The 26,428-nt window shown below is 56.7% G+C and carries 20 protein-coding genes; 8 read left to right on the top strand and 12 right to left on the bottom strand.

What is annotated here, in order from left to right:
• Positions 1-101: 101 nt before the first annotated feature.
• Positions 102-1,187, bottom strand: coding sequence for a tyrosine-protein phosphatase (locus ACIX8_RS20190; RefSeq protein ID WP_014267239.1), 1,086 nt, complete (start codon positions 1,185-1,187; stop codon positions 102-104).
• Between the two features lie 148 nt (positions 1,188-1,335).
• Positions 1,336-4,851 carry a TonB-dependent receptor gene (locus ACIX8_RS20180; RefSeq protein ID WP_014267238.1) on the bottom strand — a complete coding sequence of 1,172 codons (3,516 nt, stop codon included), beginning with the start codon at positions 4,849-4,851 and terminating at the stop codon, positions 1,336-1,338.
• A 116-nt stretch (positions 4,852-4,967) separates the two neighbouring features.
• Between ACIX8_RS20180 and ACIX8_RS20170 the strand changes: the two genes are divergently transcribed.
• The 5 genes from ACIX8_RS20170 to ACIX8_RS20150 all read left to right on the top strand — a co-directional run bounded on the left by ACIX8_RS20170 (position 4,968) and on the right by ACIX8_RS20150 (position 16,680).
• Positions 4,968-7,223, top strand: coding sequence for a PD40 domain-containing protein (locus ACIX8_RS20170; RefSeq protein WP_014267237.1), 2,256 nt, complete (start codon positions 4,968-4,970; stop codon positions 7,221-7,223).
• Between the two features lie 249 nt (positions 7,224-7,472).
• The gene (locus ACIX8_RS24860; protein ID WP_014267236.1) at positions 7,473-10,328 is read left to right on the top strand and encodes an RNA polymerase sigma factor; all 2,856 of its coding nucleotides are present in this window, start codon (positions 7,473-7,475) and stop codon (positions 10,326-10,328) included.
• 33 nt (positions 10,329-10,361) lie between these two features.
• On the top strand, positions 10,362-13,616 hold the full coding sequence (locus tag ACIX8_RS20160; protein WP_014267235.1) for a TonB-dependent receptor: 3,255 nt from the start codon (positions 10,362-10,364) through the stop codon (positions 13,614-13,616).
• A gap of 37 nt (positions 13,617-13,653) precedes the next feature.
• Positions 13,654-14,619, top strand: coding sequence for a DUF6528 family protein (locus ACIX8_RS20155; protein ID WP_014267234.1), 966 nt, complete (start codon positions 13,654-13,656; stop codon positions 14,617-14,619).
• A gap of 39 nt (positions 14,620-14,658) precedes the next feature.
• Positions 14,659-16,680: a beta-N-acetylhexosaminidase gene (locus tag ACIX8_RS20150; RefSeq protein ID WP_014267233.1), complete on the top strand. Its 2,022-nt coding sequence runs from the start codon at positions 14,659-14,661 to the stop codon at positions 16,678-16,680.
• Positions 16,681-16,762: 82 nt separating this feature from the next.
• Here ACIX8_RS20150 and ACIX8_RS20145 read toward each other — a convergent pair whose 3' ends face one another.
• From ACIX8_RS20145 to ACIX8_RS20105, 9 genes are all read right to left on the bottom strand, one after another.
• Positions 16,763-17,248 carry a RidA family protein gene (locus ACIX8_RS20145; RefSeq protein ID WP_014267232.1) on the bottom strand — a complete coding sequence of 162 codons (486 nt, stop codon included), beginning with the start codon at positions 17,246-17,248 and terminating at the stop codon, positions 16,763-16,765.
• Positions 17,242-17,964 carry an SDR family NAD(P)-dependent oxidoreductase gene (locus tag ACIX8_RS20140; RefSeq protein WP_014267231.1) on the bottom strand — a complete coding sequence of 241 codons (723 nt, stop codon included), beginning with the start codon at positions 17,962-17,964 and terminating at the stop codon, positions 17,242-17,244. The genes ACIX8_RS20145 and ACIX8_RS20140 overlap by 7 nt, the downstream gene beginning before the upstream one ends.
• A 172-nt stretch (positions 17,965-18,136) precedes the next feature.
• Positions 18,137-19,039, bottom strand: coding sequence for a LysR family transcriptional regulator (locus ACIX8_RS20135; RefSeq protein WP_014267230.1), 903 nt, complete (start codon positions 19,037-19,039; stop codon positions 18,137-18,139).
• Between the two features lie 88 nt (positions 19,040-19,127).
• Positions 19,128-20,228, bottom strand: a complete 1,101-nt coding sequence (locus ACIX8_RS24855) for a molybdopterin-dependent oxidoreductase (RefSeq protein WP_014267229.1) — start codon at positions 20,226-20,228, stop codon at positions 19,128-19,130.
• On the bottom strand, positions 20,218-21,054 hold the full coding sequence (locus tag ACIX8_RS20125) for a cytochrome b/b6 domain-containing protein (RefSeq protein ID WP_190273708.1): 837 nt from the start codon (positions 21,052-21,054) through the stop codon (positions 20,218-20,220). The genes ACIX8_RS24855 and ACIX8_RS20125 overlap by 11 nt, the downstream gene beginning before the upstream one ends.
• Positions 21,055-21,078: 24 nt before the next feature.
• Positions 21,079-21,738, bottom strand: a complete 660-nt coding sequence (locus ACIX8_RS20120) for a hypothetical protein (protein ID WP_014267227.1) — start codon at positions 21,736-21,738, stop codon at positions 21,079-21,081.
• A 118-nt stretch (positions 21,739-21,856) separates the two neighbouring features.
• Positions 21,857-22,306, bottom strand: coding sequence for a putative quinol monooxygenase (locus ACIX8_RS20115; RefSeq protein WP_014267226.1), 450 nt, complete (start codon positions 22,304-22,306; stop codon positions 21,857-21,859).
• Between the two features lie 115 nt (positions 22,307-22,421).
• Complete coding sequence (locus ACIX8_RS20110; RefSeq protein WP_014267225.1) at positions 22,422-22,847, bottom strand: organic hydroperoxide resistance protein; 426 nt, start codon at positions 22,845-22,847, stop codon at positions 22,422-22,424.
• Positions 22,848-22,938: 91 nt separating this feature from the next.
• Entirely contained in the window at positions 22,939-23,238 is a 300-nt protein-coding gene (locus tag ACIX8_RS20105) for a putative quinol monooxygenase (protein ID WP_014267224.1), read from the bottom strand.
• A 99-nt stretch (positions 23,239-23,337) separates the two neighbouring features.
• On the opposite strand from ACIX8_RS20105, the gene ACIX8_RS20100 reads away from it, so the two are divergent.
• A complete protein-coding gene (locus tag ACIX8_RS20100; RefSeq protein ID WP_190273707.1) occupies positions 23,338-24,297 on the top strand; it encodes a GlxA family transcriptional regulator in 960 nt (319 codons plus the stop codon).
• Positions 24,298-24,406: 109 nt separating this feature from the next.
• Here the strand turns inward: ACIX8_RS20100 and ACIX8_RS20095 are convergent, their stop codons facing one another.
• Positions 24,407-25,222, bottom strand: a complete 816-nt coding sequence (locus tag ACIX8_RS20095; protein WP_014267222.1) for an alpha/beta fold hydrolase — start codon at positions 25,220-25,222, stop codon at positions 24,407-24,409.
• A gap of 74 nt (positions 25,223-25,296) precedes the next feature.
• Between ACIX8_RS20095 and ACIX8_RS20090 the strand changes: the two genes are divergently transcribed.
• On the top strand, positions 25,297-25,824 hold the full coding sequence (locus ACIX8_RS20090; protein ID WP_014267221.1) for a GNAT family N-acetyltransferase: 528 nt from the start codon (positions 25,297-25,299) through the stop codon (positions 25,822-25,824).
• Positions 25,825-26,046: 222 nt separating this feature from the next.
• The gene (locus ACIX8_RS20085) at positions 26,047-26,400 is read left to right on the top strand and encodes a nuclear transport factor 2 family protein (protein ID WP_014267220.1); all 354 of its coding nucleotides are present in this window, start codon (positions 26,047-26,049) and stop codon (positions 26,398-26,400) included.
• The last annotated feature ends 28 nt before the right edge of the window (positions 26,401-26,428 follow it).

Here is a 26,428-nt window from a genome sequence, read left to right as displayed (position 1 = left end):
CACGTGGAAGTTACTCGTCTCGCCACAGCCAGAGACAAGCCGATGAACCGCCTCTGGAAAGGCGATTCATCGGCTTGTCTTTACAGGGATTGGGACAGCGGCTAGTTGCTTAACAGACGCTTACGCAGCGTCTGGACATCCGCATCGGAGACGTGCAGCTCTGTGCGGCGATAGTTATCGAAGGAGCCATACTTTGCATCGATAGCGCGAAGCGTGGCGCGAAGATACTCAGGGTCGGCTGCCATCATGGCCTTCTGCTGCTCGGGAGTCAGCTTCGCCATGAAGCTGGCGCTGCTTCCGCTTGCTGCGGTCATCTTCTTGATCGCGGCGGGATTGGCTTCGCTGAGATAGCGATTGGTCAGGGCATAGTCGTCGAGGACGGTCTGCTCGGGAACGCCGAGGGTGAGCAGAACAAATGCGCTGAAGACGCCGGTGCGATCCTTGCCTGCGGTGCAGTGGTAGAGCAGGGGGAGGCGTTCGTTCCTGAGCTCAGCGAAGACTTTGGCATACTCGGGGGCGGCTGAGAAGGCGAAGTTCGCGTAGGTCTTCGTCATCCAATCGCGAAGCTGCGCGGGCGTGGGGTTGGTGGCGAGCATCTGCTGCATCGCGGCATTGGTGTTGTGGTTCTTGTCATCGGTACCGATAGGCAGGGCCATGTGCTTGGCGGTGTCGTTGGGGATCCAGGTCTCGGGCGCGGCTGCGTTTTCCTCGGGTGTGCGGAAGTCGCAGATGACGCGGATGCCCGCGTGGCCGAGATAGCTATAATCGGCGGGCGTGAGATAGGTCAGCACGCCCGAGCGGTATAGCAGACCCCAGCGCACGAATCGGTCGTCGGTCGTCTCGTAGCCGCCGAGGTCGCGGAAGTTCGGCGTGCCTTCGAGAGGCAGGTGGCGAATGGAGACCTCGCGCTGCTCGCCGCTATTGGCTTTCAGAAAAAAGAAGACGCGCTCGCCGGGCTTGCCTGCATGGAGTGTGACGGTAGACTCACTAGTCTTGAGGAGTGCAGCACCGGTGGGTTGCTGGGCGTCGGTGCTGGCGAAGATCTCGACCGCATGGGTGTTGCCGGTGAGCGTGTAGCTAAGTTTGTACTCGTCGGGTCCGGTCTGGGTGCAATCGAGATGGGTGATGTCGGCGTGCGCGAATGTAGCGGCCGCGAAGAAGAGGGCAAGAATACTTTGTTTCAACATGGGGTTCCTCTATGGGGTTGTGGGATTGTCGGTTGGAGCTGCAGTCTCGCAGCCACGGCGCGCAGGTGCAGTTTTCGTACGGGTGCTTTGGGAGAGAAGTAAGCCGTCCGGCGGCCGAAGGGTGTCGGCGCCGGACGGCTGCGTTTCACTAGAAGCTCAGGCGAAGTCCTGCCTGGATCTCGCGCGGCGTGTTGGCCTGGCTCAGGAAGATCTGACCGAAGCTAGACGACGCGATGCTTGTGTTCGGTCCCGCAAACTGGACGCGATTGAAGGCGTTGAAGAACTCCATGCGGAAGTCGAGGCTGTAGCGCTTCGTGAAGTAGAGCTTCTTGGCCGCGAGCATGTCGAAGTTCTTTGTTCCCGGCGCACGCACATCGGCAAGGTACCGCGGTGCATTGCCGAACTGGAACGAGGGTGTGGCCGTAAAGGCGGCGGGGTTGAAGTAGAGGCTGCCGTTCTTCATCGTGCGGCCTTCGGGTACATGCGTCGATATACCGGTAACGTCGGGCCGCATCGACGTGCCGCCGCCGAAGGAGTTGGAGAAGTTAGGACTGCTGACGGTGATCGGCGAGCCGTCGTCATAGGTGAAGAACGCGCCCACCGTAAAGCCGCCGACGACCTGGCTGGCCCAGCCTTGGTTGACCATCGGCTTGCCATGTCCGAAGGGAAGTTCGTACTGGCCGCTGAGACGGATAACGTTAGGCAGGTCCTGCTGGGAGATCGAGCGTTCGCAGGGAATGCAGTTGTTGTCCTGCGCCTGCGCGGTGACGAGATAGTCGCCCACATCGTCGAACATCTTGCTGTGGGTGTAGGTGAACAGCAGCGCGAGTCCCTGCGAGAAGCGGTGTTCCACCGAGAGCTGTAGCGCGTGATAGGACGACTGGCCAACGCTCGAGCTTGCCGTCATGTTCTGAAACTGCGGATGCGGACGCAGCAACTGGCCGTACTGCACGGTCGGCGCGCTGAGCAGCGAGGTGGGATCCGTGATGACTCCGTAGAACGGATTCGGCACGGTAGTGAGCAGCTGCGAGCCGAGTGCGAGGTCGGCATCGGGGAGCTGGTTGTAGTTGACCGGCGAGTACAGGTGCAGGCCATTGTTACCAACGTAGCCGAGCGTAACGACGAAGTTGCCGGGAAGCTGCCGTTGAATATCGAACGACCACTGCTCGCTGTAGCTGATCTTCTGCTGGCGCGGAACACCCGTGATGTTCTGGCCGAGCAGCGTGTCGAGGCCGAGCGAGTTGCCGGTCGGCTGGGTGAGGCCGTTGGGGAAGGGGTTGGCCTGGTTGAACTGCGGCGCGACGCCGTTAGCCAGTGCGGGATTCGACGTAGTGACGGCGGCAAAGCCCGCGCTGGAGTTGGCAAGGTCCACAGGCGGCGCATGGAAGATGCCGAAGCCACCACGCACAACCGTCTGGTCGTTCCAGCGATACGCAAAGCCCAGGCGCGGATCGAAGTTCAGCTTCTGCGTCGTCTGCAGGCGCGAGCCCAGGCCGTTTGTGCCGACGAAGCCGGGGCCTCCGGTGAGGCTGCCCAGCGAGGAGACCTTTGCGTTGAGTGGTGACGAGGAGTTGAGATCGAGGAAGACGTACTGATTCTTGCTCTCCTGATCGGGCAGCTCGAGGTTGTAGCGCAAACCATAGGTGAGGGTCAGCTTCGGTGTGAGGTGATAGTCGTCCTGCGCGTAGAAGGCATAGTACGGATGGCTATAGTGGAAGCCCGGGGAGTAGCCGCTGCTCACGGTGCCTGTGCCGAGCAGAAGATCCGCGATACCCGAGCCTGAATCGCCGCCGACAGCCTGCGGGTTCGGCCCGCCGGTGAAGTTGCTGTTCGCTGTCACCGTGACCTCCTGCGCGATGTTCAATCCCGTAGGGAAGTAGCGGAAGTCGAATCCGTACTTGAGCGAGTGTTTGCCCTTCAACTGCGCGAGCGAGGCTGCGTACTGGTAGACGGTGCCGAAGTCTGTCTCGAGCCCACCCTCGGGGCCGATGCTGCTGATACGGGTCGCTGCAACTTCAGGAAAGCTGAGCGCGGTGAGGCCTGCGACGACATTGCCGTTGAAGCCGAGTTTGGTCGGGTTATAGCCGAGCGACTCCGGCACGCGGTTTGACTCCTGGTGGGCATAGGCGAAGTGGTGCTCGAAGACAAGGTTCGGGCTCAACACCCAGGTGTGATCGCCCATGATGTTGTATCCGGGAAGCCGCTGATTACCGGGCTCGTAAGAGAGGCCATTGCCGTAGGGGTCGGGATTGATATTGTCACGCTGAAACCAGTCGAAGCGGGCGAAGAAGGAGTGCGCATCGTTGATGCGGTGGTCGATGCGCAGGTTCACGACGTTCTGGTTGCTCGCCGTGGTCGCGTTCGAAAAGTAGTTGTTGACCGAGCTGAGCCCCTGTCCTGGCTGGTTCGGCATGGGGTAGTTCGCGAGGATGTTGAGCCCGGTTGAGTCGAGATACTGCGTGGGGATGACGTTGCCCTGGAAGGGCGTACGGATGTAGCGCGTGGTGCCGGCAGGCGCGGTGGGGTCGAGCATCGTCGAGCGCGGATCGTAGATCACGATCGGGTTGCCGTTCGCATCGCGCGTCTGGGAGAAGTCGCCCTTGCGTTCAAGCATGGTGGGTACGGTGCCCAGGAAGCTGCCTGCCTGGCTTTGGCGCAGGCCTTCGAAGGTAGAGAAGAAGAAGGTGCGCTTGGTGCCGTTGTAGAGATGCGGCAGCACGACCGGGCCACCGAGTGCGTAGCCGAACTGGTTGCGCTGGAAGTGTGGTTTCTTTAGCCCTGCGGCGTCGGAGTTGTAGCTGTTGGCGTCGAGTGCGCTGTTGCGCAGGTACTCAAAGGCGCTGCCGTGGAGTTGGTTGGTGCCGGACTTGGTGGCGAAGGTGACGATGCCTCCGCTGGTGCGGCCCCACTCGGGTGCGTAGGCGGTGGTGAGGACCTTGAACTCCTGGATGGCGTCGACTTGCGGGACGTCGGCGATGGCGTTGTAGTCGTAGAGCGTGGTGTTGGCCGCGCCGTCGAGCAGACTCTCGGTGGTGGCGATCTTGCCGCCGTTAATCCGGAAGGTGTTGGTCAGGGCCTCGCTCTGGTCATTGTTGCCGGAGTCGGAGCTGTAGGCGGTGACGCCCTGCGCGAAGTTCACCAGTTGTAGCGGGTTGCGGATATTGAGCGGGGTGTTCTGCACGAACTCGCTCTCGATGACGTTGCCGCGATCGGGATTGTCGGTGATGAGTTCCGGAGCGGTGGCGTTTACCTCGACCGTTTGCGACTGGCTCTCGGGCTGGAGTGTGACATCGACCGAGCGGGAGCCGCCGACCTCGAGCTTGATGTTCTCAAGGGTGAACCTGGCGAAGCTCGGGGCCGAGGTGTGCAGCACGTAGCTGCCCGGCGCGAGGGGCGGGAAGAGGAAGTAGCCATCATGGTTGGTGGCGACCGACCGGGTTTCGCTGGTGGTGGTGCTGGTGATCGCGACGGTCGCCCCTTCGACGGGGACGCCGGAGCTGTCCATGATGTGGCCGTTGACGGAGCTGCTCTGGGCGAAGGCCACTCCACTCGACAGGACGCAACACAGCGCGACACACAGACCGAAGAGAAAGGACGCGACCCTTGGGCGAGAGTGGTGGAAGGACTGCAGCGGTTTCATGGAAGGAGAGATGTGGGCACTCATGGCCTTCAATCTGGCAGCTTCCGTCGCGAAATGCGTCGTATCGGCCCGTAAGAAGGGGTTACATGCGGGGATAAGCCCTTCAACGAATGTTAACGTCCGATGATTAACCTCTGGTTATGATCCGAAACGGTGAAGTTGACGCTCAGATGGGCCGTATCCTGAAGTCGTCGATCTTTGCCAGTGCTGCGCGGTCGAGGCAGTTCCTTGAGTTCTGCGTCGGAAGAGCGTTGCGTGGAGAGGTCTCCGATCTCAAGGAGACCACGATCGCCGTCGAGGTCTTTCTGCGCGCCGCCGACTACGATCCGAAGAGCGACCCGATCGTACGCGTGCATGCCCGGCGAGTACGCGAGAAGCTGGATCAGTACTACCGCACGGAGGGCGCGGGCGACCCGATCAGGATCGAGCTGCCCAAGGGCGGCTATGTGCCGCAGATTCTGCGCACCCTGCCGACGCGCAGGACCGAGTTCTCCGGTTGGGAGGAGCAATTTGCAGGCGAGCATATCGCGCCTGCGGTGGAGCGCGCTGTCGCACAACAATCGCGAAGCTTCGCAATGGGCGTCCCACCTCCTGCGGCCGCATCACGCAACCGGCATCTGTTAATTGGAGCCATCCTTGCCGTAGTGGCGCTGGCGGGCTTCTCGGTCGCGTGGATCTGGCGGGGACAGCCGCACGTCAACGCCGCCTCCTTCAACGCGTTGAGTCCCGTCGATCTCTTCACCGGGAACACGACCGACTCCGCCTGGTCTCCTGACGGCAGGTGGCTGGCGGTGGCGATGATCCCGCACGGCGAAGATCAGTCGCATATCTATATACAGGATGTGCATGGCGACGCCTCGCCGGTGCGCCTGACGGAGGGCTCGCTCGCCGAGACACGGCCTGTCTGGTCTCCCGATGGTCGTGAGATAGCCTTCACGCGCCGCGTCGATATGTCGCACTTCGAGGTCGTCCGCTTCAATCTCGCGGCAAAGACCCTGAACACCGTGGGGAAATTCGTCTCCTACTGGCCGATCGGCGACGACCATCCCGCGCTCGACTGGTCGTCCGATGGTCGATTCCTGCTCACCACCGAACAGCCTGTCGCGGGAAACCCAATGCGCATCGTGCTGATCTCGGTAGCGACCGGCGAGCGTACCTCAGTCACCTCTCCGCCGATCGGTTCGAGTGGAGACATCGACGCAAAGTTTTCGCCTGACGGTTCATGGATCGCCTTCCGGCGCGGCGGCCTGGGCGATCTCTACATGGTTTCGGTCAAGGGCGAGCAGGTAAAGCCCGCGACGCGGTTGACCTTCGACACCGACGGAGTGCGCGGCCTCGCCTGGATCGATCATGGCCGCTCGATCCTCTACGGCACCCAGCGGAACGAGACCACACCTTATGGCCTGTGGAGAATCACCAGGGATGGAGGCACGCCGCAGCCGGTGACACCGGCGGACTTCGACGCGATCAATCCATCGATTTCACCCACCGGCACGCTGGTCTTCGAGCACAGGCAGTTGATTACGGAGCTGATCGAGCAGCCACTGGCCACAGGCGGCGGCGCGCATACGCCGCTCCCGTCGGACAAGACCGACTCCTCACCGGTCTACTCGCCCGATGGCCACTCCGTCGCTTTCGTCAGCACACGCAGCGGCTGGGGAGAGGTTTGGCTGTATCGCACAGGATCGGATGCTCCCGTACAACTGACGCACTTTCACGGTGAGGGCCTGGTCTTTCCGCCGTCCTGGTCCCCTGATGGCCGCTCGATTGCATTCAGTTTTCGCAAATATGGCGCTACGAACCTGATGGTGTGCGACCTCGCCTCGCACTCGATCCGTACGCTGACAACGACGCGCAAACGCGACTTCAATCCCGTCTACAGCGCCGATGGAGCGTATCTGTTCTTTTCCTCGAATGAGGACGGCACTTCCAGTATCTGGCGCATGCGGGTTGACGGCACTGGTCGTCCCGAGCCTCTGTTTGTAGAGGCCGTGGCCAGCTTTCTTCCCTCGGCCGATGGGCGGTGGCTCTACTTTATCGAGCAGGGGGCGCAGCTCTCGCTCTCGCGCAGAAGCCTTGTCGATGGCTCTACCGAGCAGATCTTTCAGGTGGCCGGACGCGCGACCTTCACGGACACGATCGCGATCGCGGGCAATCACGTATACGTAGCGGTGTCAGAGAGCGATCTCGCTGTCTCGGACATCTTTGAGATAGATCCCACCACAAGACGCGCCCATGTCGTTGCTCACCTGCGCGATCTTCCTCCACTCTCAGCGTCGGGGATCGCCGGCTTCTCGGTCTCTCCAGACGGACGCACGCTGATCGTCGACCACACAAAACGCTATGCGACCGGGCTCTATGAGGTGAAGCAAGGCTTGACGATGCCTGGAGCGTAATAGCTGAAGGCAGGAATTCAAGGCTCGCTCAAGGCAGCAACGCCGCTGAGCATTGCCTCTGGCATATTGGTAATCTCCAAACCTGCGCCACAAGCTCAGATCTGATAGTGAAGCGCATAAGAGCCCCAACTTGCGGGCTTTTACTGACAGAGGGGCCAAGAGACCCATTGTTAAGAACAGGCGAATATCAGGGCACGCATCCTGAGATTCGCCTGCTAACGACCCTTTTGTTAGATAGAGCGACAAACTATGCCCTTCTCTCACTCCAACCCGGTTCGGAGAACCAACGAAGATGTGTTCTTCGACTATTACCCTCGTTTGCTGGAGTGGGCCGCTCAAATCACACACAACGATCGCTCCGAGGCAGAGGACCTGGTCCAGGATTTTTATCTGCGCATCACTCGGATTACACGACCGATTGATGAGATGGAGCAGCCTGAGGGATATCTGTTCCGTGTGCTTCGCAATCTTTATCTCGTCCGAGTGCGCCAGAGCGGGCGCAATCCGCTCAACAATTTATCGATCGTCGATTACGACTCGATAGAACATGGCCTCGCCGTTGCTGATCGCGGTGAACTGTTATTTGTCCACGATCATCTCCGAAAGATCTGTCGCTATGCCTGTGAGCGGAAGAGCACGGTTCGCTCAGCCAGTGTCCTGATTCTGCGATTTTTCCACGGCTACTACCCCTCCGAGGTGATGAGGATACTCCAGGCCGGACGCTCCTCGGTCGACATGCTTTTACAGACGGCGCGAAACGAAGCGCGGCTCTCTCTGGAAAGGCCGGAAGCCATTCGTTGCATTGTGCCCTCTGGCAATCTTCCTCTCTTCTTCTCGAAGAAAGGAGATAGCACTCATCTCCTGTTCCATGAACTGCAGGAGGCGGTCTTCAGTGCCGTTGAAGGAAGATGCCTGGAGCGTGCTGTGCTTGAGCGACGGTATGGCGCTCTGAATGGCTCTGCGAAGTTAACTGCTCAGGAACTAAGTCATCTGGTAAGTTGCAGAAGCTGTCTTGAGCGAGTGAATAAAATTCTCGACTTACCCTCGCTGGCCGAACGCTCTCCTGAAGATGGCATCGACCGTGACAGTATGTCCGGCCCTGGAGGAGTAAGTGGTTCCAGAGGGCCAAGTGCACGCAAGAAGCTGACGAGAAATAGCCCCACTCTGCGCAAGATGGAGCGTCGAGCCCGCGAACTCTTCGAGCATCGCCCTTCCAGCCTGGAGATCGTCGTGGATGGTGAGGTGCGTTCTTCGCAGAGAGTTACCGCGGAGGTTAATGAACTTCGCTTGAGACTGGCAAACAAGGAAGAACCATCGCTTATCGAAGTACAGAGCGAGCAGTTGTACTGCCTGGCTTGCCTCCCCTTGGAGAGCCCGGATCGCTCCGACAGAATGAAGCAGGTCGAAACGATCTCTCTCAGTGACCGACGTTCTCTTATCCTTACCGTCACCTTTGGCCCGGACGATCTTATCGTCCACGTCCTGTACCTCGACCCAGTGATGGCTGAGATGCCGGAGACGGATATAGCGTTCGAGAGCGCAAACGCTCCTGCGCTATTTGAAACAGGCTCCGTATCGAATGGGGGATTCATTCCGATTGTTCGTCACTCTGAACGGCAGTTTCGACGCTGGACAAGCAGTTTCTCCGTCTGGCTGCAGCGGCAATATCGCAGACTCTTCATCGGCAATATGAACCCATTTCTTGCAAGTGCCGTATTCCTTACTCTCGGCGCGTGTGTTTGCCTCTGGCTATGGCACAAGAGCACACCACCGATGTCAGCAAATCTATTCCTGCAACGTGCTGAGACAGCGGACCAGATCGCCGTCTCCACAGGAGAATCGAAGGTCATTGCTCAGAAGGTTCGTATTCGGACCGCCTCGCAGACGATCGAACGAGTCATTCACCGCGATACAAGCGGTCGCCGGAAACCAAAGCTGCAGCCACTTGACCGTCAAACTACGATGCTCCAGGCGAGACTGGCAAAGGCAGGTGTGAACTGGGATGCTCCTTTATCTGCAGCTGCCTATCAGGATTGGTATAAGCATTCACGAGTTACTAGGGATAGTGTGCAGACGGCAGGCAGCACTCTGCTTATGTTGACCACAACGATTGACAGTGGCGACGTCACGAAGGAATCGCTTACCGTTCGTGCTGCCGATTTTCATCCTGTTGAACGGACCATCTCCTTCCGAGATACCGGCAATGTAGAGATCGCTGAATTGGATTACAACGTAATGCCTTGGAGCGCGGCTGATCCGAGCTGGTTTGAGCCAGTTGTAACGACTGCGGCAAGTGATCTGCCAGCCATGCACGCTGCGATTCATCTGCCTCGTGGGCTCGCCGATTCTGAATTGGATGAGGCGGAGTTGGGGGCGCGGACAGTTCTGAATCAACTGCAGGCAGATGCCGGTGAGCCGATCAGCCTCGCGCGCACGGCTGAAGGCATGGAGGTCAAAGGAGTCGTCGACACGAATGCTCGCAAGAGGGAGCTCTTATCCCGCTTAGCGCTTATTCCAAACGTGCACGCTTCGATCTTGAGCGCGGAAGAGATCGGGCCTCGTCCGCTGCCGAGTGCCGTGTCTGGAGATGGGCAGCCACGATCTCCCATTCAGGAGCAGCCTTCACCCCTGGAGCAGTATCTTCGCAAGAAAAATCTGTCGATGGATCAACTGGTGCCTGCTTCGGATAACTTGCTGGATGGAAGTCTCCGCATCGTCCAGGCAGGAGTTCATCTCTCCGAGTTGCAGTCTCGTTTTCGAGAAGTGAATCCGCTTCCGGTGAATGAGCAGACGCAACTGGAAACACTGTCCCGCAACTATAGAGGAACGATCACTGCGGGTATCTATGCCAATCAGCAAATTCTATTGTCGTTAGGATTTGCCAGCTCGAGTCCCGTTCCTGAGATTTCAGAACCCGATCGTTCAGGCCGTGGCATCGATGAACAACTTCGCCGATACAGGCAACTTTGTCTTGAAATGGTGAGCAACGAGACAGGGCTAACTCGGTCTGCGCCGGAGATTGCCAGAGAGATCCTCGATGTCGGCGAGCGAATCCGCCTGCACCTGGCAGATACATCTACAGCATTCCGAAAAGATAACAACTAACAACAGCCGCCACAATTTCAGGAGCAAATGAAAATGTTTCGCAACATTTATGCCCTTCTTGTCTTCTTTGCCTTCGCCAGTTTCGCCACGCTTGCCTACGGACAGAGCGCGCAGGTTCAGGGGCGGGTCTCCGACAGTACCGGAGCCGTCATTCCAAAGGCAGCTGTTCGTGTGATCGACCTGCGAACCAATACCGAGCGCAAAGCTCGTACGAATAATGCGGGCGAATATATCGTGACGGGGCTCAACCCCAGTCTCTATAAGATCTTCGTCGACGCGGTCGGCTTCAGCAGTGCCGTCAGCCGTTCCCTTACTTTGAATGTCGACCAGAATGCGGTGCTGGACTTTGAACTGCATATTGGAGGCAAGTCCGAAACAGTAACGGTCAACGGAAGCAGTGCCGCGATCAACACAACGGATGGCACGGTAAGCACCGTGGTCGATCGTCAGTTCGTTGAGAATATACCGCTGAACGGCAGGAGCTTTCAGTCGCTGATCCTGCTGTCACCCGGCACAGTCACGGCAACCCCTCAGGGATCGGACACCAGCGGCGAGTTCAGCGTCAACGGACAGCGCACGGATTCCAACAGCTTCAATATGGATGGCGCCAGCGCCATGAACTCGCCGAACAGTGGGCAAGGGTCAACGTCAGCCAACACCGGGTCGACATCGAGCGCTACCACGCTCGGAACGACACAGGCCATTGTCTCCGTGGATGCGTTGCAGGAGTTTCGTATCTCGACCTCCACCTACTCTGCTGAGTTTGGGCGGGGAGCAGGAGCCCAGGTCAGCTTCACCTCACGCTCCGGCACGAACGACTATCACGGCACAGCCTTTGATTACGTGCGGAACTATGCCTTTGACGCCAACAACTGGTTCAATACCTATGCCGCGACGCCTCTGCCAAAGCCTCAGGAACGGCAGAATGATTTCGGTGGAACAGTAGGTGGGCCATTGAGTATTCCTTACCTGATTTCGGGTAAAGATCGGGCGTTCTTCTTTTTCTCCTATGAAGGGCTTCGCCTGAACCAGCCATCGGCCGCCATGATTAAATACGTGCCAACCAACGGCACCTTCAACACGGCGACTTATTCGGACGCTCGCTGGAAAAACCTGCGGGCGAACGCTGCGGAAGTACTCAAGCCCATCTTGAATGGATTTCCTCTGCCGAACTGCTCGATCCAGCAGGATGCGCAGTGCATCGACTACGGCGATGGCTTGTCGCCGGCTCTTATTACAACCACCACGCCAAGCACCATCGATTCTCTTAGCGCGCGCGTCGACTTTCAGCCGTGGACTTGGATGCGAGTGTTTGCTCGCTATAGCGACACGGAGAGCAGCAGCGCAGGAGTGAACTACGGCACTAGCACCGACGTAACCGTCCAGCGCACCAGAACGTATCTTCTGGGTGTGGATAGCGTCCTTCACAACTTCATCAGTAATGAGCTGCGGTTGCAGTACTCGCCATCGTATTACGCCTTTACCTCGACAGGGCAGCCCGTCGAAGGATCGGTTCCGGTAACAGGGCAACAATCGCCGAATATCCAGACCATGCAGGGACTACCGCCCGCGGGTGGACTGACCGAATTTCAACTGTACTTTCCAAAAGAGACGTCGATTACGATCAGGCCGCTTTTGTACTACGCCAACGATGGTACTCGCCAGTTTCAGCCGAATGCTGTTGATACAGTCACATGGGCGCATGGGAAGCATCTCTTCAAGGCCGGCGCGAATTACCGCCAGACCACTACGTATTTTGGGGACGGTGCTCTGTCGGCAAGCCCGGAGATCTTCAACTACATCGATAGCGCGGCCAATGTCCTCAACGGTATCGAGGATTCTGTCTCCGTTATCACTTATTCGAGAGAAGATCCGATAGCCAAGAACCTTGGGCTCTTCTTTCAGGACGAGTGGCGTATCACTCCGAGAATAAGTCTTTCTTCGGGACTTCGCTGGGATCTGAATCCACCAGTCGAGGTCTCCGGCGCGCAGCAGTATACGTACACCGGGTACGTCACGAATCCATCTTCGGTGCAACTGGCTCCTCTGGGCACGCCTTTATACAAGACAACCTATACGGATTTTGGACCCAGATTCGGTATAGCTACAACGCTCTTTAATCGGCCTGGTCATGAGACCGTATTACGTGGTGGCGTTGGACTCTTTTACGATACCGGCCAGTCTGTCTTCAATGGCACACTCGGAGGCCTGGGAACCGGCAACCACCTGGCGTTGAGTAAGACAAAGTTTCCGACTCCAGCAAGCACAATCCTGCAACCTACCATCAAGCCGATTCCGCCTTATACCTTGTCGTGGGTCATCGACCCTCATTTTGTTCCACCCTCAACGATCCAGTGGAGCGCCACGCTCGAACAGGCGTTTGGGTCCGCACAGACTCTGAGCATTGGATACGTTGGAACGCAAGGGCGCAATCTTACGGCGTACCTGGAGTACGACTTAGCGCCTTCAAATCCTAACTTCAGCTACATCGAGCAGTACCAAAATGGAGGGAGCTCAAGCTACAACGCACTTCAGCTTCAATACAATCGTCAGATGGCACACGGTCTCCAGGTCCTGGCGAGCTACACCTGGGCACATGCGATCGATACCGCCAGCACGGCAGAAAATGGTATTGGCCCTGGCTATCTGGACGAGATCCAAAGAGGGAACTCTGACCACGATGTTCGCCATAACTTCACTACGGCCCTGGTCTACAACCTTCCTACTCACTATTCGAACCTTTGGGAGAGAGCGGTTCTGGGCAATTGGAGCGCGGACCTCTGGTTCGTTGCGCGAACTGCCTTTCCCGTTCAATTGCTAGGGACCACATTCTTTGATCCTGCTACCGGCGATGTACTTTCGACGCGGCTGAACTGGAACGGCAAAAATCCCTATATCCATCAGACCGGAATTCCCGGTGGCAAGCAATTCAATCCTGCGGTGTTCTCAGCACCGACAACGGCCCAGCTTGGAATTGGAAACTCACCGCGCAATTTTCTCCGCGGGTTTGGGGAGAATGAATCGGACGTGGCGATTCAGCGTGTGTTTCCTATCTATAAGCAGTCCCACCTTCAATTCCGCGCAGAGGCATTCAACGTCTTCAACCATCCGAACTTTGGCGCGCTCAATGTCACCTGTGGCGCCACCGTCGCCGGACAGGCATGCAATAACCCGATTATGGGACAGGCAACAGGCACTCTTTCCAGCGCGTCGCTTGGAGGCTTGTCTTCGCTCTATCAGCACGGAGGGCCGCGCTCTCTGCAATTTGAGTTGAAGTTGCAATTCTAACCTTCCATTGGAATCGCAGCCCGGCACAGGGAGAACCATGAACAAGCAAATCGCATTCCTATTCCTGGCGGCGGTTCTGATCGGACCTACAGGAGCCTTGGGGCAGACCACCGCCCCAGGCGCCTCTGCGTCTCATCCTGATCCCATTGCTCTCACCGATCAAACCAAGTCCGGCCCGCATATTCTGCTGATGAACTATGCGCAAGTCGATTGGGGAGCAGACAATCCCAAGGCGGTCCTGTGGAGTTGGGATCCTTCAGACAGCGGGATCAGCGGCTCCGGCTGGGGGCTGCCGACAGAGGCTAAGCTACGCAACAACTCGTTGTGGGGTGGCCAGTGGATGGCCGTCAGTGACAGCGATGGCATGATGGCCGTGGTGTCCTATCCCGGCAAGATTCGCAAGTGGTCGATCAACGCCGGTACGAGCTCAAATGTTCATGGCATTGAGCTGTTGCCGAACGGCAACGTCGCAGGCGCTGCCAGCAATGGAGGATGGGTTCGCGTCTACGCAGCCTCGCAGGGTGCATCGTCCGAGGTGTTCGCGCAGTACGATCTGCCAGACGCTCATAATGTGCTGTGGGACCCATCGCGGAATGTGCTGTGGGCATTGGGCGGCAACAAACTCGTCCAGCTCAGAGTTGGTGGAACGGATGCTGCTCCGGCGCTGAGTGTTGTGGCCACCACGTTATTACCCAGCGGAGGCGGTCATGATCTGCAGCCGGTCTACGGCGACATCAACAATCTCTACATCAGCGCCGGTCATGTGGTCTACGTCTACAACAAGCAGACTGGCACCGCGACCGTCCTGCAAAATACCGTAGGCATCAAGAGCATCAGCAAGCAGGCAGCGACGGGACAGCTCATCGAGACTCGCCCCCATTCCTCCTGCACGCAGGACACATGGTGCACCGACGTCGTGGAGTTTAGCTCTCCGCACGATGTCCGCACCCGCCCTGGCGCTGCTATCTACAGGGCTCGTGTCTGGAACGCCAACTATCAGTAGTGGCAAACTTCGCGGCCCGCAAAATCACAAGGAAATGAAATGCTTCGTAGCATCGCTCTTCTCGCGTTCCTCTGTCATGTTGTTGCATGCTCGAGCAGTGCGGCTCAAGCCCCCTTCGTGAACGCCCTTGTCCCACAGCCCCGTGAGCTGCAGGTGTCTGCAGATCCAGGCCTCTCTTTCTCTCAGACAACGTCGGTGTTTCTGCAAGCTGCTGCAAGCGGTCCGCTTAGTGCTGCCACATCGCGCTTCATCGTGAGACTGCAAAGCACCACAGGCATTGAGTTGACGACACCGTTGGTACCAAATCATGATGCCGCTTCCATCGTCATCCATGTTGCAGACGCCTCCGCTTCGCAACCGACCCTGGGCATGGATGAGAGCTACAGCCTCAACGTTGACAGCCATCGGGCGACGATTGAAGCGAACACAATATTCGGTGCCTATCACGGCATGGAGACCCTGCTGCAGTTGCTGCAATCGAACGGCAGCGGCTGGTTTCTGCCACCGGTTCATATCGTGGATACACCGCGCTTTCCCTGGCGCGGTCTGCTGTTGGACCCATCACGCCATTTTCTTCCGGTCCCCGTTCTGTTGCGTACTCTCGACGCAATGGCGGCGGTGAAGATGAACGTGCTGCACCTTCACCTGACAGACTTTCAGGGCTTCCGCATCGAGAGCAGAGTCTTTCCGCGATTGACTGCCGATGGTTCCGATGGTGAGTTCTATACACAGGATCAAATGCGAGCCGTCGTCGCATACGCCGCTGCGCGTGGCATACGCATCGTCCCGGAGTTCGATATGCCGGGCCACTCGATGAGCTGGATGGCAGGCTATCCCCAACTGGCCAGTGCGCCGGGACCGTTTCACGCCGAACACAGTTATCACATCTTCGCTGCTGCGATGGATCCTACACGTGAGTCGACGTACGAGTTTCTCGATAGATTCTTTGAAGAGATGACGCACATCTTTCCCGATCAGTACGTCCATATCGGAGGTGATGAGACCAACGGAGTCGCATGGAAGAGCAACCCTCGTATCGCTGCCTACATGAAGGCTCATGGCTATGCAAAGCCCAGCGAACTGCAGGCGGAGTTCAGCCGGCGAGTGCAGCGGATTCTGAACAGGCACGGAAGGAAGATGATCGGTTGGGATGAAGCTCTGTCTCCGGACCTGCTCTCCGGCTTCGTTGTGCAGAATCGCCGTGGTGCGACATCGTTCGCAGCGGCGGCCACGCAGAACAGGCAGACGATCTACTCCCAACCCTACTATCTCGATCACCACTCCAGCAGTGCGGAGATCTACGCAGCAAAGCTGCCTACCGGGCAGGGGATGCTCGGTGGTGAAGCCTGCATGTGGGGCGAAGAGGTGAATGCGCAGACGATCGACTCCCGCGTCTGGCCAAGGACAATCGCCTTTGCCGAACGGATGTGGTCACCACCACAGGTCAGCGATGTGGAGGATATGTATCGCCGCCTTCGTATCGAATCGCTGCGACTCGACGCCATGGGACTGGAGCACTTGTCCAACCCACAACGGCTCTTGCGGCACATCTCCCGATCGCTGTCTTCACCCGAGCTGGAGACTCTCGCTGCGACGCTGCAGCCGGAAGACTTCATCGTAAGGCTTCAGCGCCAGAAGCCTACCCGCGATACACCACTGGTGGGTCTCGTGGATGCAGTGGTGTTTGATCCCCCATTCGAGCATGAGTTTGACCGGACAGTGGACGCTTTCCTGCATAGCACCGATGATGCTGCAATAAATCAGGCAGCGAGTACGCTTCGCAGGGACTTCCAATCATGGGTGAATACCGGTCCTGCGCTGGATCAGCTCACGGAGTCTAACCCAGAGCTGAAGAAAGTGACTGAACGTCGCCACGAATTGATTGCGCTGGGTCATCTGGGGCTGGAAGAGTTGGAGGCACGTCAGCACCACGAACACCTGTCAGCACCGGATGTCGCGATGGCCGAGCAACTGCTTCAGCGAGCTGCAACGCCGGACGAGGGCTATGTGGATTTCATCGTTCTTCAGCCACTGGAGCAGTTGTTACGTGCTGTTCGATGAGAAGGCATCGTTGGACGGAAGAGCCTGGCATGCATCAATCGCGCATATCAAAGAAGGCGGGAGCTTAGCTCCCGCCTTCTCGTTACTCGACCTCGAACGTTACCTCAAGCATGACCGGCGCACCGAGAGGCAAGGCGGCCACTCCTAATACGGACCGCACGGACATCTTGTCTTCTCCAAATACATCGCGGAGAATCTCCGATGCTGCGTCCGCAACGATAGGCTGGTTGTAAAAGTCTCCATCTGTTGCGATGTAGACCTTCACGCTGACAACCCTCGTCACACGGTCCAGCGACCCTACGTGCGCCTTCGCTGCAGAAAGAGCATTCAGGGTTGAAGTTCGCAATGCATCCCGGCCAGCAGATTCGTCGAGCTCTTTACCAAGCCGTCCAACGAATTGAAGCTTGCCATTCTTGACCGGCAACATTCCACTGAGGAAGAGGAGACGGCCAGACTGGACTGACTCGACGTAGGCACCAAGCGGGTGGGGAGCCTTCGGGAGCACAATTCCAAGGTCCAGCAACCGGCGCTCCGCGCTGGCCGGTTGCGGACTGCCTAGGCTTACCATTTGCCGTTGTGCGCACCGCCGTCCACGTGCAGCACCTCCCCAGTGATCTGACGCGATTCGGTGAGATAGATCACTGCGTTTGCGATCTCCTCCGAAGTGGCGATTGTACCCATCGGCGACAAGGTCTTCAGGAAATCCTTCGGATTGTCTTTGTGAAGAGGCGTGTCGACGCTACCGGGCGCGACCGCATTGAAGCGGATGTGCTCCTTCGAATACTCCGAGGCCAGGTTGCGTGTGATGGCCTCGAGACCGCCCTTCGTGATCATCGGCACGGATACCGGCAAACTGCTGTTGGGATTTTCAACCAGCGATGACGTGATGGCCACGACGCTTCCACCTGACTTCTGGACGAGCATCTGCTTGACCGCGAGCTGTGTGATGTAGATGTAGCCTTCGAGATTCGTCGCGACGAGAGCATGGAAATCGTCGGCGGTGTAATCGGTGAAAGGCTTTGCGAAGAAGATGCCGGCGTTGTTGACGAGGGCATCAATCGAGCCAAACTTCTGAACCGCGGTGTCGACTACTTTTTGAGCCGTAGCAGCCTGGCCGATGTCTCCATCTACCAGTGCTAGGTTCGGAGATGGGTTTAGTCCAGCCTGGGTAATCTTTCGCGAAGTTGCGACGACGGAATATCCACGATCCAAAAAAGATTGGACCACGGCAGCTCCGATACCCTGTGAGCCACCCGTTACGATCACTGTTCCTTTGCTTGCCATAATTGCTCCTATCGAAATCAATGCTGCCAGCGCCGCAGCTGCAACATCAGGATGTTTCCTCGATGTTGGTGATGCCGCATGTTGGTACGGCTACCTGCTGCGTTCAAGCTGCAATATAGATGCGAAAGAAGATTACTATGAGGCCCGATTTGTTCTGATACCCGCTATCGCTTTAGCCGATAGCGTGCAATTGTCGATCGAGGATCGCAACATCCGAGATCTCGCGGGTCATCTTCAGGAAGGCGTTGAGTGCGCTTGTCGGATAACGATCATGTCGTCTCACAAATACAGTCTCTACTCGCGTCTGATCCGCTGGGAGCTCATGCATCGTGACGGACTGATCGATCCAAAGTCTCTCCGCCAGCGTCTTCGGTAGCAGCGTTATCCCAACGCCTGCAGTGATGCAGGTAATGATTGCATCGAGAGAGGAAAATTCCATCACCACATGACGAATATCCAGCCCATCGAGGATAGAGCTGAGCCTCTGACGGTAAGAACAACCCTGTCGAAACACAATGGCTTTGAGATTTTCAATTTTGGCGAGGTCATCGAAGTTCCTTATGGATAAAGAACTTACGAGGACAAGGTCTTCGAAAAAGAGTGGTTCCTCGCTCAGTTCTTGATGATGAATAGGCCCGGCCACAAAAGCACCATCCAATTCGTTATCCGCCACCTGCTGGATCAGAGACGACGTAGTACCTGTCATGATGGCCAACTCGACCCTCGGATATTCCTGCGCGTATTGGGCTACGAGTGCGGGCAGCCGCAGTCCGGCAGTGGTCTCCATCATTCCGATACTCAGTTTGCCCTTTGGAGTTCCATCTTCTTTGACTGCTGTGATGGCTTGCTGGAACAGAGAATGTATTTGCTCCCCGTAAGAAAGGAGGCGCAGGCCAGCTGCACTCGGTTCCACACCGCGGCTGTGCCTGACGAATAGTTGAACGCCGAGCTCTTCCTCCAGGAGACGAATTCGGGCGGTGACATTTGATTGCACCATGTTCAGTTCGGCAGCCGCCCGGTTCATGCTGCCGATTCTTGCCACGGCTTCCACAATCCTCAAATCATCTGCATCCATGTGCGTTCTGCCTCCACATGCCAGTATAGAGACGAATCTCTTTCGTGATAATTCCTACGCGTTCTTCGAACGGGAAGCGGACGGTAAATTAGATTCCGTCGTAGGAGGCATATCCATAGGAAGTCCAGTAGTCTCTTGGCTCCTCCGCCGAATAGGTAATCCGGGTAATGGCCTTCACGTTCTTCAAGCCGAGTTTTACAGGTGCCAGGAGACGGAGCGGTGCTCCGTGCTCTAGGGTAAGGGGCTGACCATTATGGTGTGTGACGAGCAACGTCTGCGGATGGCGTGCCGTCGCCAGGTCGATAGAGACAAAGTAGGGATCGGAATTCCCGGCGGCGTCGACATTGACAGATGACTCCACACGAGCCCAATTTGCCTGCGATTTCGGCGGGTAGGCATGAAGTAGATCGTCGAACTTCAAACCCGCCCACCACGCGATCGCACTCCAGCCTTCAACGCAAACCAGCCGCGTAATTTGCTCATGCACCGAGAAGCGATTCATGAGATTCCGAATATCGAGAGAGACGATCAAGCCGGAAGCGAGCCCTTCCAAAGTTAGATTCCATCCCGATATATATCCAGGGTCAGGAGTGCCTCCGTTGTAGTTATTCTTAATCGGGGTAGTTTGAGATTTTGTATAGGTCGGTACCCTGCGATTTCCTGAGTAGAGTGCTTCAGCCACGTCATCGTCGATCCGCAATGCTTTGTTTAGTAGCCACTCCTTCCCACGAAAGTTCATATCTCGACGTATACCCATGCGATTGAGCGTAGCTTGTGGCAGGAGAAGACCAGCGCCTATCGCCGCAGCCACCGCGCCGATTCCAAACCCCAAAACTTCACGCCGGGTTCGATAGCGCAGAACTCGGGGAGCCATCACAATGACAGGGAGAGGCTGCTCTTCAAGGAAACTTTGGTGCGTCTTCACGAGGACAGGTTCTACTGCAATAGGTGGAACCACTTCATCCGTGAGCGGCACAGATTCTACGGATGACGAGGGCGATTCTTCTGCATTAACGGATTGTTCGATCGCTTCAACGATCTCGGGCTTTTCAATGGACATGGGGACGGAAGGGTTCGCATCTTCAGGGCTAGCTTCTGGTAACTCTGTCGTCTCCTGTTTCGATTCAGTACCCACCGAGGGAATATCTTCCGGCTCTAATGAATTGCCGTTCTCCTCATCATGATTCATTTTCGATCACCTCCGAACGATCTACTTTGGTTGACCAACCTACGATCATGGCGCGCAGCGTATCCCATCCGTCGGCGAGAACTAAAATTACATGTGGCACAACAAAGAAAATAAAGAGCCACATGAGCCAGAAGTGCCACACACGCGCTACGTCAAAGCCTCCAAATAGCGCAGCCAGCCAATGGAGTTGCATGGGCTTATGAATCGCCCAGCCAGTAGCAACTGAAAGAAATCCGGCGACCGGAATAGAAAAGTACGCTGCACGCTGGAGAGCGTTGTACTTTGTACTGAAATGGGGATGCAGCCATTCGCGGTGTGTGAGTTTCGCGAAGGGAACGCCGAGGTAGTATCGAAGCATCCTGAGCGCATCAAACAGGTCGGTCCGGCGAGGCAGCAGGGAACGCCATCCTCCTCCCAGCGCAAGCCCTGCAACGTACACTGTGCCGTTCAGCATGAACAGGTAAGCACACAGCCAATGAATGCGCAGAGCTAGCGCTAACATGCCCGGTCCGAGACTCATATGGTTGTAAATCCAATCGGGCGGACTGGCGTAGTGGTGTTGGCCGTGGACGTGGGCGCAAATCCAGATTCCGATATCTGCTGCCACGTCGAAGTTTCCCGTATTCGGGTCTGGCTTGTGTTGATAGATCGGCGACGACCAGTAAATGGAAATGCCGCTCAGAATAAGTCCAAGAAGGAGCGGGATATTCAACCAGTGGCTGCAGCGCACCAGAACATGGTGCCGTTTAACCACGAGCACGCCTGGTTGTACCAAAGGCGTGCTCGCGGAACTCGGTTCATGAGGAAGGGATGCCGAAGGGTTCACCTTCTGAAGCCTCAACTGCATGGCTTAGTGAGACGCTGCCGCAGGAACGAACTGAAAGATCTTGTCCGTGACAAGTGTTCTGTCCGAGAGCTTCTTCGTCGTGGCGTAGACGACATCGCCGGGAGTGAAAGCAACCTGTTGCGGGGCGACTAATGTGACCGGGACACCAGGCGGTATGGAGATCGTTTGGGAGCCGTCCTGGTAGTTCACCACCAGCGTTGTACCGTTGCTATTCTGGACCGTTCCGTTCGTCATGCGTGAGTGCGATGCCGCAGGGCGAGAGATTGTGCCGTTGGTCATTCTGCTGTGAGAGGTTGCCCCCGGAGGGTCTGTCAGGACGCTACCTTCCGCAGCTCCACGCAGCTCCGCGGGAAAGATGAAGATCTGCTTCGCGACTTGCTTGCCGTCCTGCTCAGCCGATGCAACGCCGATATAAGGAGCCGTTGCTACATGGCTCAAATCGGAGGGTATTTGTTTATAGGTTGTGAGGTGCCCCTTGACCACGACATGGACCACGCCTGCACTTGTTGCAACATCGAGCGACTTGCCATCGAATGACTGAAGCTTTCCGATAATACCGTCAATCGGAGGGGCGGCTTTCGCCTGGGCTTGGACTGTGAGTGGTGTTGCCAGTGCGGCCAGCAAAGCGGCATAGACGAGACGCCGTAGCGAATATTGATTCATTTCATATCTCCTGGTTATTCCGGCGATCAAGCATTTGTTGATCCTGGCCGGTGATTGGATGTTGTTGAGTTTCTCGGCATCCCCGTGCGAATTCGGGGGAACGAAATCACGCGGAAGCCTACTTCTTCAAAGGTGTGCTTGCAAGGATCTCCACTTTTTCGATCTGCGGAGGAGTCGCGAACAATTCGTTAGCCCGCGCGCCGAGCGCCTTTGCGATCTCGCCGGTCAGGTGAGCATTGCGGCCGGCTTCATTGGCAAAGGTGTCGAAGATGCCGAACTTTCCCGGTCCAAGTTTGATCGCATACCATTTGAGAGTCCCGTTTTCATTGAGCGCGAGAGGCTGAGCCGATTTCAGAAATGCTTCTGCATCGGCCTCCTTGCCTGGACGTACTTCGAGCAGGACTAACAATCCGATTGCTTCCATTGAGTTACCCTCCTGTGCTGAGTTCTTCCCGGTCGATTGAACCTGCCCCTGGGCGCCCGAAGCTGCTGGAGCATCCTGAGCGCGAGTCGCCGCGTTGAATCCAAAAGTGGTTGCCACCAGAGCGACCAGCGCAAGAGGAATCATGCGGTTATGGCTCTTGCCCAGCGAATGTTGTTTTGTGGTGTATGAAATTTCACATCTCCTTGTTGTCCCGGCGACCAGGTTGTTCCAACGAACAAGCATCAGCCGATTGCTGTTACTAAATCACTTCAAGCTTTACGTCGAGATTGTTCCGGGTAGCGTTGGAGTAGGGGCAAACCTGATGCGCTTTCTCGACGAGGGCATGGGCGTCGGCGGAGGACAATCCGGGGAGAGATATAGAGAGTCCGACTACAAGGCCGAAGCCACCCTCTGATCTCGGGCCAATACCGACAGAAGCTGTTACAGCAGTATCCTGAGGAACCTTCGGCCCTCCTTGCGAGGAAACAGCCTTCATGGCGCCAAGGAAGCAGGCAGCGTATCCGGCTGCGAACAACTGTTCAGGATTGTTGCCTGGGCCACCGGGACCACCCAGCTCTTTAGGAATCGTTAGCTTTACATCAAGACTTCCGTCCTTAGTCGTAGCGCGACCGTCACGACCGCCGACCGCAGTAGCCTGCGTCGTATAAAGAACATTTACTGACATATTTCTCTCTTTCTTCCCGAACTTGAAATTGATCTGATGAGCACAGCTAATGACTTGCGCAGAGCTGTAAGAATCCGGTTGGGGCGGATAGCTAGGAGAGCTTGGCACCCATTACGTCTAACTGCTGAATTGTCGGGGGCTCTGCAAGTAGGTCAGGCGCGTACTCCATGAGCGCCTTGGCAATAGGTCCATTGAGATGAGCTTGCCGTCCAGTTTCATCTGCGAAAGCATCGAAGATGGCAAAGCTTCCGCCATCGAGTCGAAACGCAAACCACACGGGAGTCGTTGTCTCCCGGTTCGCAAGCTTGAGCCCCTGCATCAAGAACGCAGCGAGCTCCTCTTCTTTGCCCGGTTTTGCTTCCAAGCGGACAAAAAGGCCAACTGTAATCATTTGATCGCTCCTCGAGCCATAAATGGCTCTGTCTCAATCTAGGCGCTGATGGGCGATTTAACCATTGGCAAAACTGCCAGATTTCGTATCATATGTGCCATGCGTGTTTATGTGCTTGCACTCGATGGCGTCTTCGATCTGGGGCTGGCGGCCATCCTTGATGGATTACAAACCGCGAATGAATTGATTGAGATGACGGGACTCGTTGTTCCACGGTTCGAAGTCAAGATCGTTGGCATGCGAAAGACGGTTCGAACCGCACACGGACTGAAGGTTCCGATTCAGCCAGTTGGAAGACAAGCGCCTGAATGCGTGATCATCCCGGCAATCGCCTGCAAGACACCCGATACTCTGAAGGCAGCTCTAGGCAGGCCTGACATCCGAGATGCTGCGAAGGCATTTCGAAAGTGGGCCAACGACGGGGTAACTCTGAGCGCTGCCTGTGCTGGAACCTTTGTGCTGGCTGAGTCGGGTCTGCTCGACCAGCAGCGCGCAACTACCACCTGGTGGCTGGCACCCATGTTTCGTGAACGATACCCCCAGGTATTGCTGGATGAATCGGACATGGTGGTCAAGTCAGGAAACGTTGTAACCGCCGGAGCTGCTCTTGGCCATATGGATCTGGCCTTATGGCTGATACGGGGTGTCAGCCCCGAGCTTGCCTCGCTCACAGCGAGATATCTCATCGTCGATTCCAGACCTTCTCAGACTGCTTATGCTCTTACGGATCACCTGGTGCACTCCGACCCGGTGGTACAACTCTTCGAACTCTGGGCGCGTGCCAGGCTCAGACGTGGGTTTTCCCTCAACTGTGCTGCGAAAGCCGTAGGTGCAAGCAAAAGGACGCTTACCCGGCGGCTGCAAAGTGTCTTAGGAAAATCTCCGATGTCGTACTTCCAAAGTCTGCGCGTTGAACGCGCGGTGCATCTCTTGAAGACCAGCAACGCAAGTGTCGAAGATGTCGCCGCGGAAGTTGGGTACAAGGACGGTGGAACGTTGCGGCTCCTTCTGCGACGGCGGCTCAATCTCGGAGTGAAGGAGATCCGAAAAACTTTCTGAACGTAGCGACGTAAAGCTGGAGATAGTCAGCGGATGCCGTGCCAGTCTCCAGCCCTATGGTCTTGCGATCACAAAAGCGATTGCCTCGGTCTCGTATCGAGAACCGTTCTCACAGTTTGCGGCTATAGATTTCGTCTATGAAGGCAAGCATCGCCGCATTGAACTCCTCCGGACGCTGCAACGGAGCGAAGTGGCTCACTCCATGGAGAAGGAGGAAGGACGCATCCGGAATGGTGCGGGCCAGGTACTCTGCATGCTCGCGTCGGATGAATTCGTCGCTCTCGCTTTGCACGATCCTGACGGGCACATGGATCTTCGCAAGATCCTGCGCGGAGTAATTCGGTTGTGTCCGCTGCATCAGGCTGACATCTTCCACAAACTGTTGGAACTGTTCCGGTGTCGCTGAAAGCTGTTTGTAGTCTGCGGTGTGGCGCGCGAAGCAGCGGTCCAGTGCCGACGTGGGTTCAAATTGCTTAACACCGGTCGGGTCCATGTTGCAGGCGAAAAAGAAGACCCCTGCAACGCGTGCAGGATCGTTCGCCGCAAGGATTAGCGCAGTGCACGCGCCGTCACTCCAACCCACCAGGACGGCCTGATCCAAATGCAATTCGTTCATCACCGCCAGAACGTCGGAGGCCATTAATTCATAGGAGTATGGCTGTTCATCGCGAGTGCTGCGGCCGTGGCCTCGGCTGTCGATCACAAGGACACGATAGCCGTTCGCGATCAGAGCGGGAACTTGATATCCCCAATTGCCACTGTGTCCCAGGCCGCCATGCAACAGGACTACAGGTGAGCCGATACCGTAAGCGCTGTACCAAATCCGGGCGCCGTTGTTGTCGATAGAACCCAGCTCGTCCGTCGCCGGAAGCGGAGCGGCGCCGCTCGCCTCGAATTTCGTGAGTTCATCATCGTGAGCTTCCATCAGCCAACTCATAGGGAATGACCAATTCTAGGCTAAACTCTACCGCACACAAGAAATATCAGATAGAGGTGTGTATGGCTTTAGTCAGGAATGCCGAAGTAAAAGATGCGGCGGCGATAGCGCACGTGCATGTACAAAGCTGGCTTACAACCTATGCCGGACTTGTACCCGCAGAGTACCTCGCCTCTTTGAACGAGGTCGAACGCATCCCCTTATGGCAGGAATGGCTTCAGCGCGATATCTCTGTTTATGTCGCCGAGGTCGAGGGAGTCGTCGTGGGTTTCGCCAGCGGGGGGCCTCTTCGTGAGGCGTTGGGCGACTATCAGGCTGAGATGTATGCGATCTACCTGCTCCAGGCGGCGCAGGGAAAGGGGATCGGTCGAGAGCTAGTCGGCGTACTCGCCGCGTCATTGCTGGCGAAAGACTTCACCAACATGCTTGTGTGGGTGCTTGAACAAAATCCAGCGGTTCACTTCTACGAGAAGGCCGGTGCGCAACGGTTGGAGAGCAAGCAGATTGAGATTGGCGGTGCCTCGCTTTGTGAGGTCGCTCTTGGATGGACAGACCTGAAAAAGATCGTCGATTCGTCAGGCACTACCTAGTGCCCTATCCCTAGGCTGCAGGCTGGTCGTCAAGTCGAAAGTTGTACACGCAACGATCCATAGAGCTTGGTGAGGATGGAAACTGGCGGCTCAAACCCAAAACTGTAACGTCCCGAAAAGGGTAAGTCTCGGGACACGCGTCAATACGATTACTTGTCCGAAAACCCGGATGATTGGTTCTAAGTTATCGTGTCTGAGATCATGTGTGAACGGGGAGAATCCATGTCGAGAGAACAGAAGGTCGCTGCGGTTGAAGCTTATTTGGATTGTTTTTTAACAAAAGACTTGTCAAAGGTGCCCTTTGCCGAAGACGTAATATTTGAAGGCCCTCGCATGCCAAAGTTGACGGGGCGGCCAACGGTATTTGGATTTCTCACCCATATTCTCCCTATGGTTAAGGGTATTCAGTTAAAGCAGCATATCGTCGAAGGAGATTATGTTGCGACCGTCTTTGATATGGAGACAGTCAACGGAGTGGATCACGTTTGCGACCGAATTCACATCGTAGACGGACAGATTAAGGCGATACAGGCGTTCTATTACCCAGACGAGATACGAGCGGGACAAGCTAGCTAGCACGTGCATCTGTCTACCGTGATATCCC

Origin of the sequence: Granulicella mallensis MP5ACTX8 (assembly GCF_000178955.2) — a bacterium.
In the GTDB taxonomy this organism is placed as follows: domain Bacteria; phylum Acidobacteriota; class Terriglobia; order Terriglobales; family Acidobacteriaceae; genus Granulicella; species Granulicella mallensis.
This window is presented reverse-complemented; position numbering and strand designations above follow the sequence as displayed.

Excerpts from the sequence above, each read along its gene's own strand:
- ACIX8_RS20190 (WP_014267239.1), bottom strand. The coding sequence starts at position 1,187 with ATGTTGAAACAAAGTATTCTTGCCCTCTTCTTCGCGGCCGCTACATTC.
- ACIX8_RS20180 (WP_014267238.1), bottom strand. The coding sequence starts at position 4,851 with ATGAGTGCCCACATCTCTCCTTCCATGAAACCGCTGCAGTCCTTCCAC.
- ACIX8_RS20170 (WP_014267237.1), top strand. The coding sequence starts at position 4,968 with ATGATCCGAAACGGTGAAGTTGACGCTCAGATGGGCCGTATCCTGAAG.
- ACIX8_RS24860 (WP_014267236.1), top strand. The coding sequence starts at position 7,473 with ATGCCCTTCTCTCACTCCAACCCGGTTCGGAGAACCAACGAAGATGTG.
- ACIX8_RS20160 (WP_014267235.1), top strand. The coding sequence starts at position 10,362 with ATGTTTCGCAACATTTATGCCCTTCTTGTCTTCTTTGCCTTCGCCAGT.
- ACIX8_RS20155 (WP_014267234.1), top strand. The coding sequence starts at position 13,654 with ATGAACAAGCAAATCGCATTCCTATTCCTGGCGGCGGTTCTGATCGGA.
- ACIX8_RS20150 (WP_014267233.1), top strand. The coding sequence starts at position 14,659 with ATGCTTCGTAGCATCGCTCTTCTCGCGTTCCTCTGTCATGTTGTTGCA.
- ACIX8_RS20145 (WP_014267232.1), bottom strand. The coding sequence starts at position 17,248 with ATGGTAAGCCTAGGCAGTCCGCAACCGGCCAGCGCGGAGCGCCGGTTG.
- ACIX8_RS20140 (WP_014267231.1), bottom strand. The coding sequence starts at position 17,964 with ATGGCAAGCAAAGGAACAGTGATCGTAACGGGTGGCTCACAGGGTATC.
- ACIX8_RS20135 (WP_014267230.1), bottom strand. The coding sequence starts at position 19,039 with ATGGATGCAGATGATTTGAGGATTGTGGAAGCCGTGGCAAGAATCGGC.
- ACIX8_RS24855 (WP_014267229.1), bottom strand. The coding sequence starts at position 20,228 with ATGAATCATGATGAGGAGAACGGCAATTCATTAGAGCCGGAAGATATT.
- ACIX8_RS20120 (WP_014267227.1), bottom strand. The coding sequence starts at position 21,738 with ATGAATCAATATTCGCTACGGCGTCTCGTCTATGCCGCTTTGCTGGCC.
- ACIX8_RS20115 (WP_014267226.1), bottom strand. The coding sequence starts at position 22,306 with ATGATTCCTCTTGCGCTGGTCGCTCTGGTGGCAACCACTTTTGGATTC.
- ACIX8_RS20110 (WP_014267225.1), bottom strand. The coding sequence starts at position 22,847 with ATGTCAGTAAATGTTCTTTATACGACGCAGGCTACTGCGGTCGGCGGT.
- ACIX8_RS20105 (WP_014267224.1), bottom strand. The coding sequence starts at position 23,238 with ATGATTACAGTTGGCCTTTTTGTCCGCTTGGAAGCAAAACCGGGCAAA.
- ACIX8_RS20100 (WP_190273707.1), top strand. The coding sequence starts at position 23,338 with ATGCGTGTTTATGTGCTTGCACTCGATGGCGTCTTCGATCTGGGGCTG.
- ACIX8_RS20095 (WP_014267222.1), bottom strand. The coding sequence starts at position 25,222 with ATGGAAGCTCACGATGATGAACTCACGAAATTCGAGGCGAGCGGCGCC.
- ACIX8_RS20090 (WP_014267221.1), top strand. The coding sequence starts at position 25,297 with ATGGCTTTAGTCAGGAATGCCGAAGTAAAAGATGCGGCGGCGATAGCG.
- ACIX8_RS20085 (WP_014267220.1), top strand. The coding sequence starts at position 26,047 with ATGTCGAGAGAACAGAAGGTCGCTGCGGTTGAAGCTTATTTGGATTGT.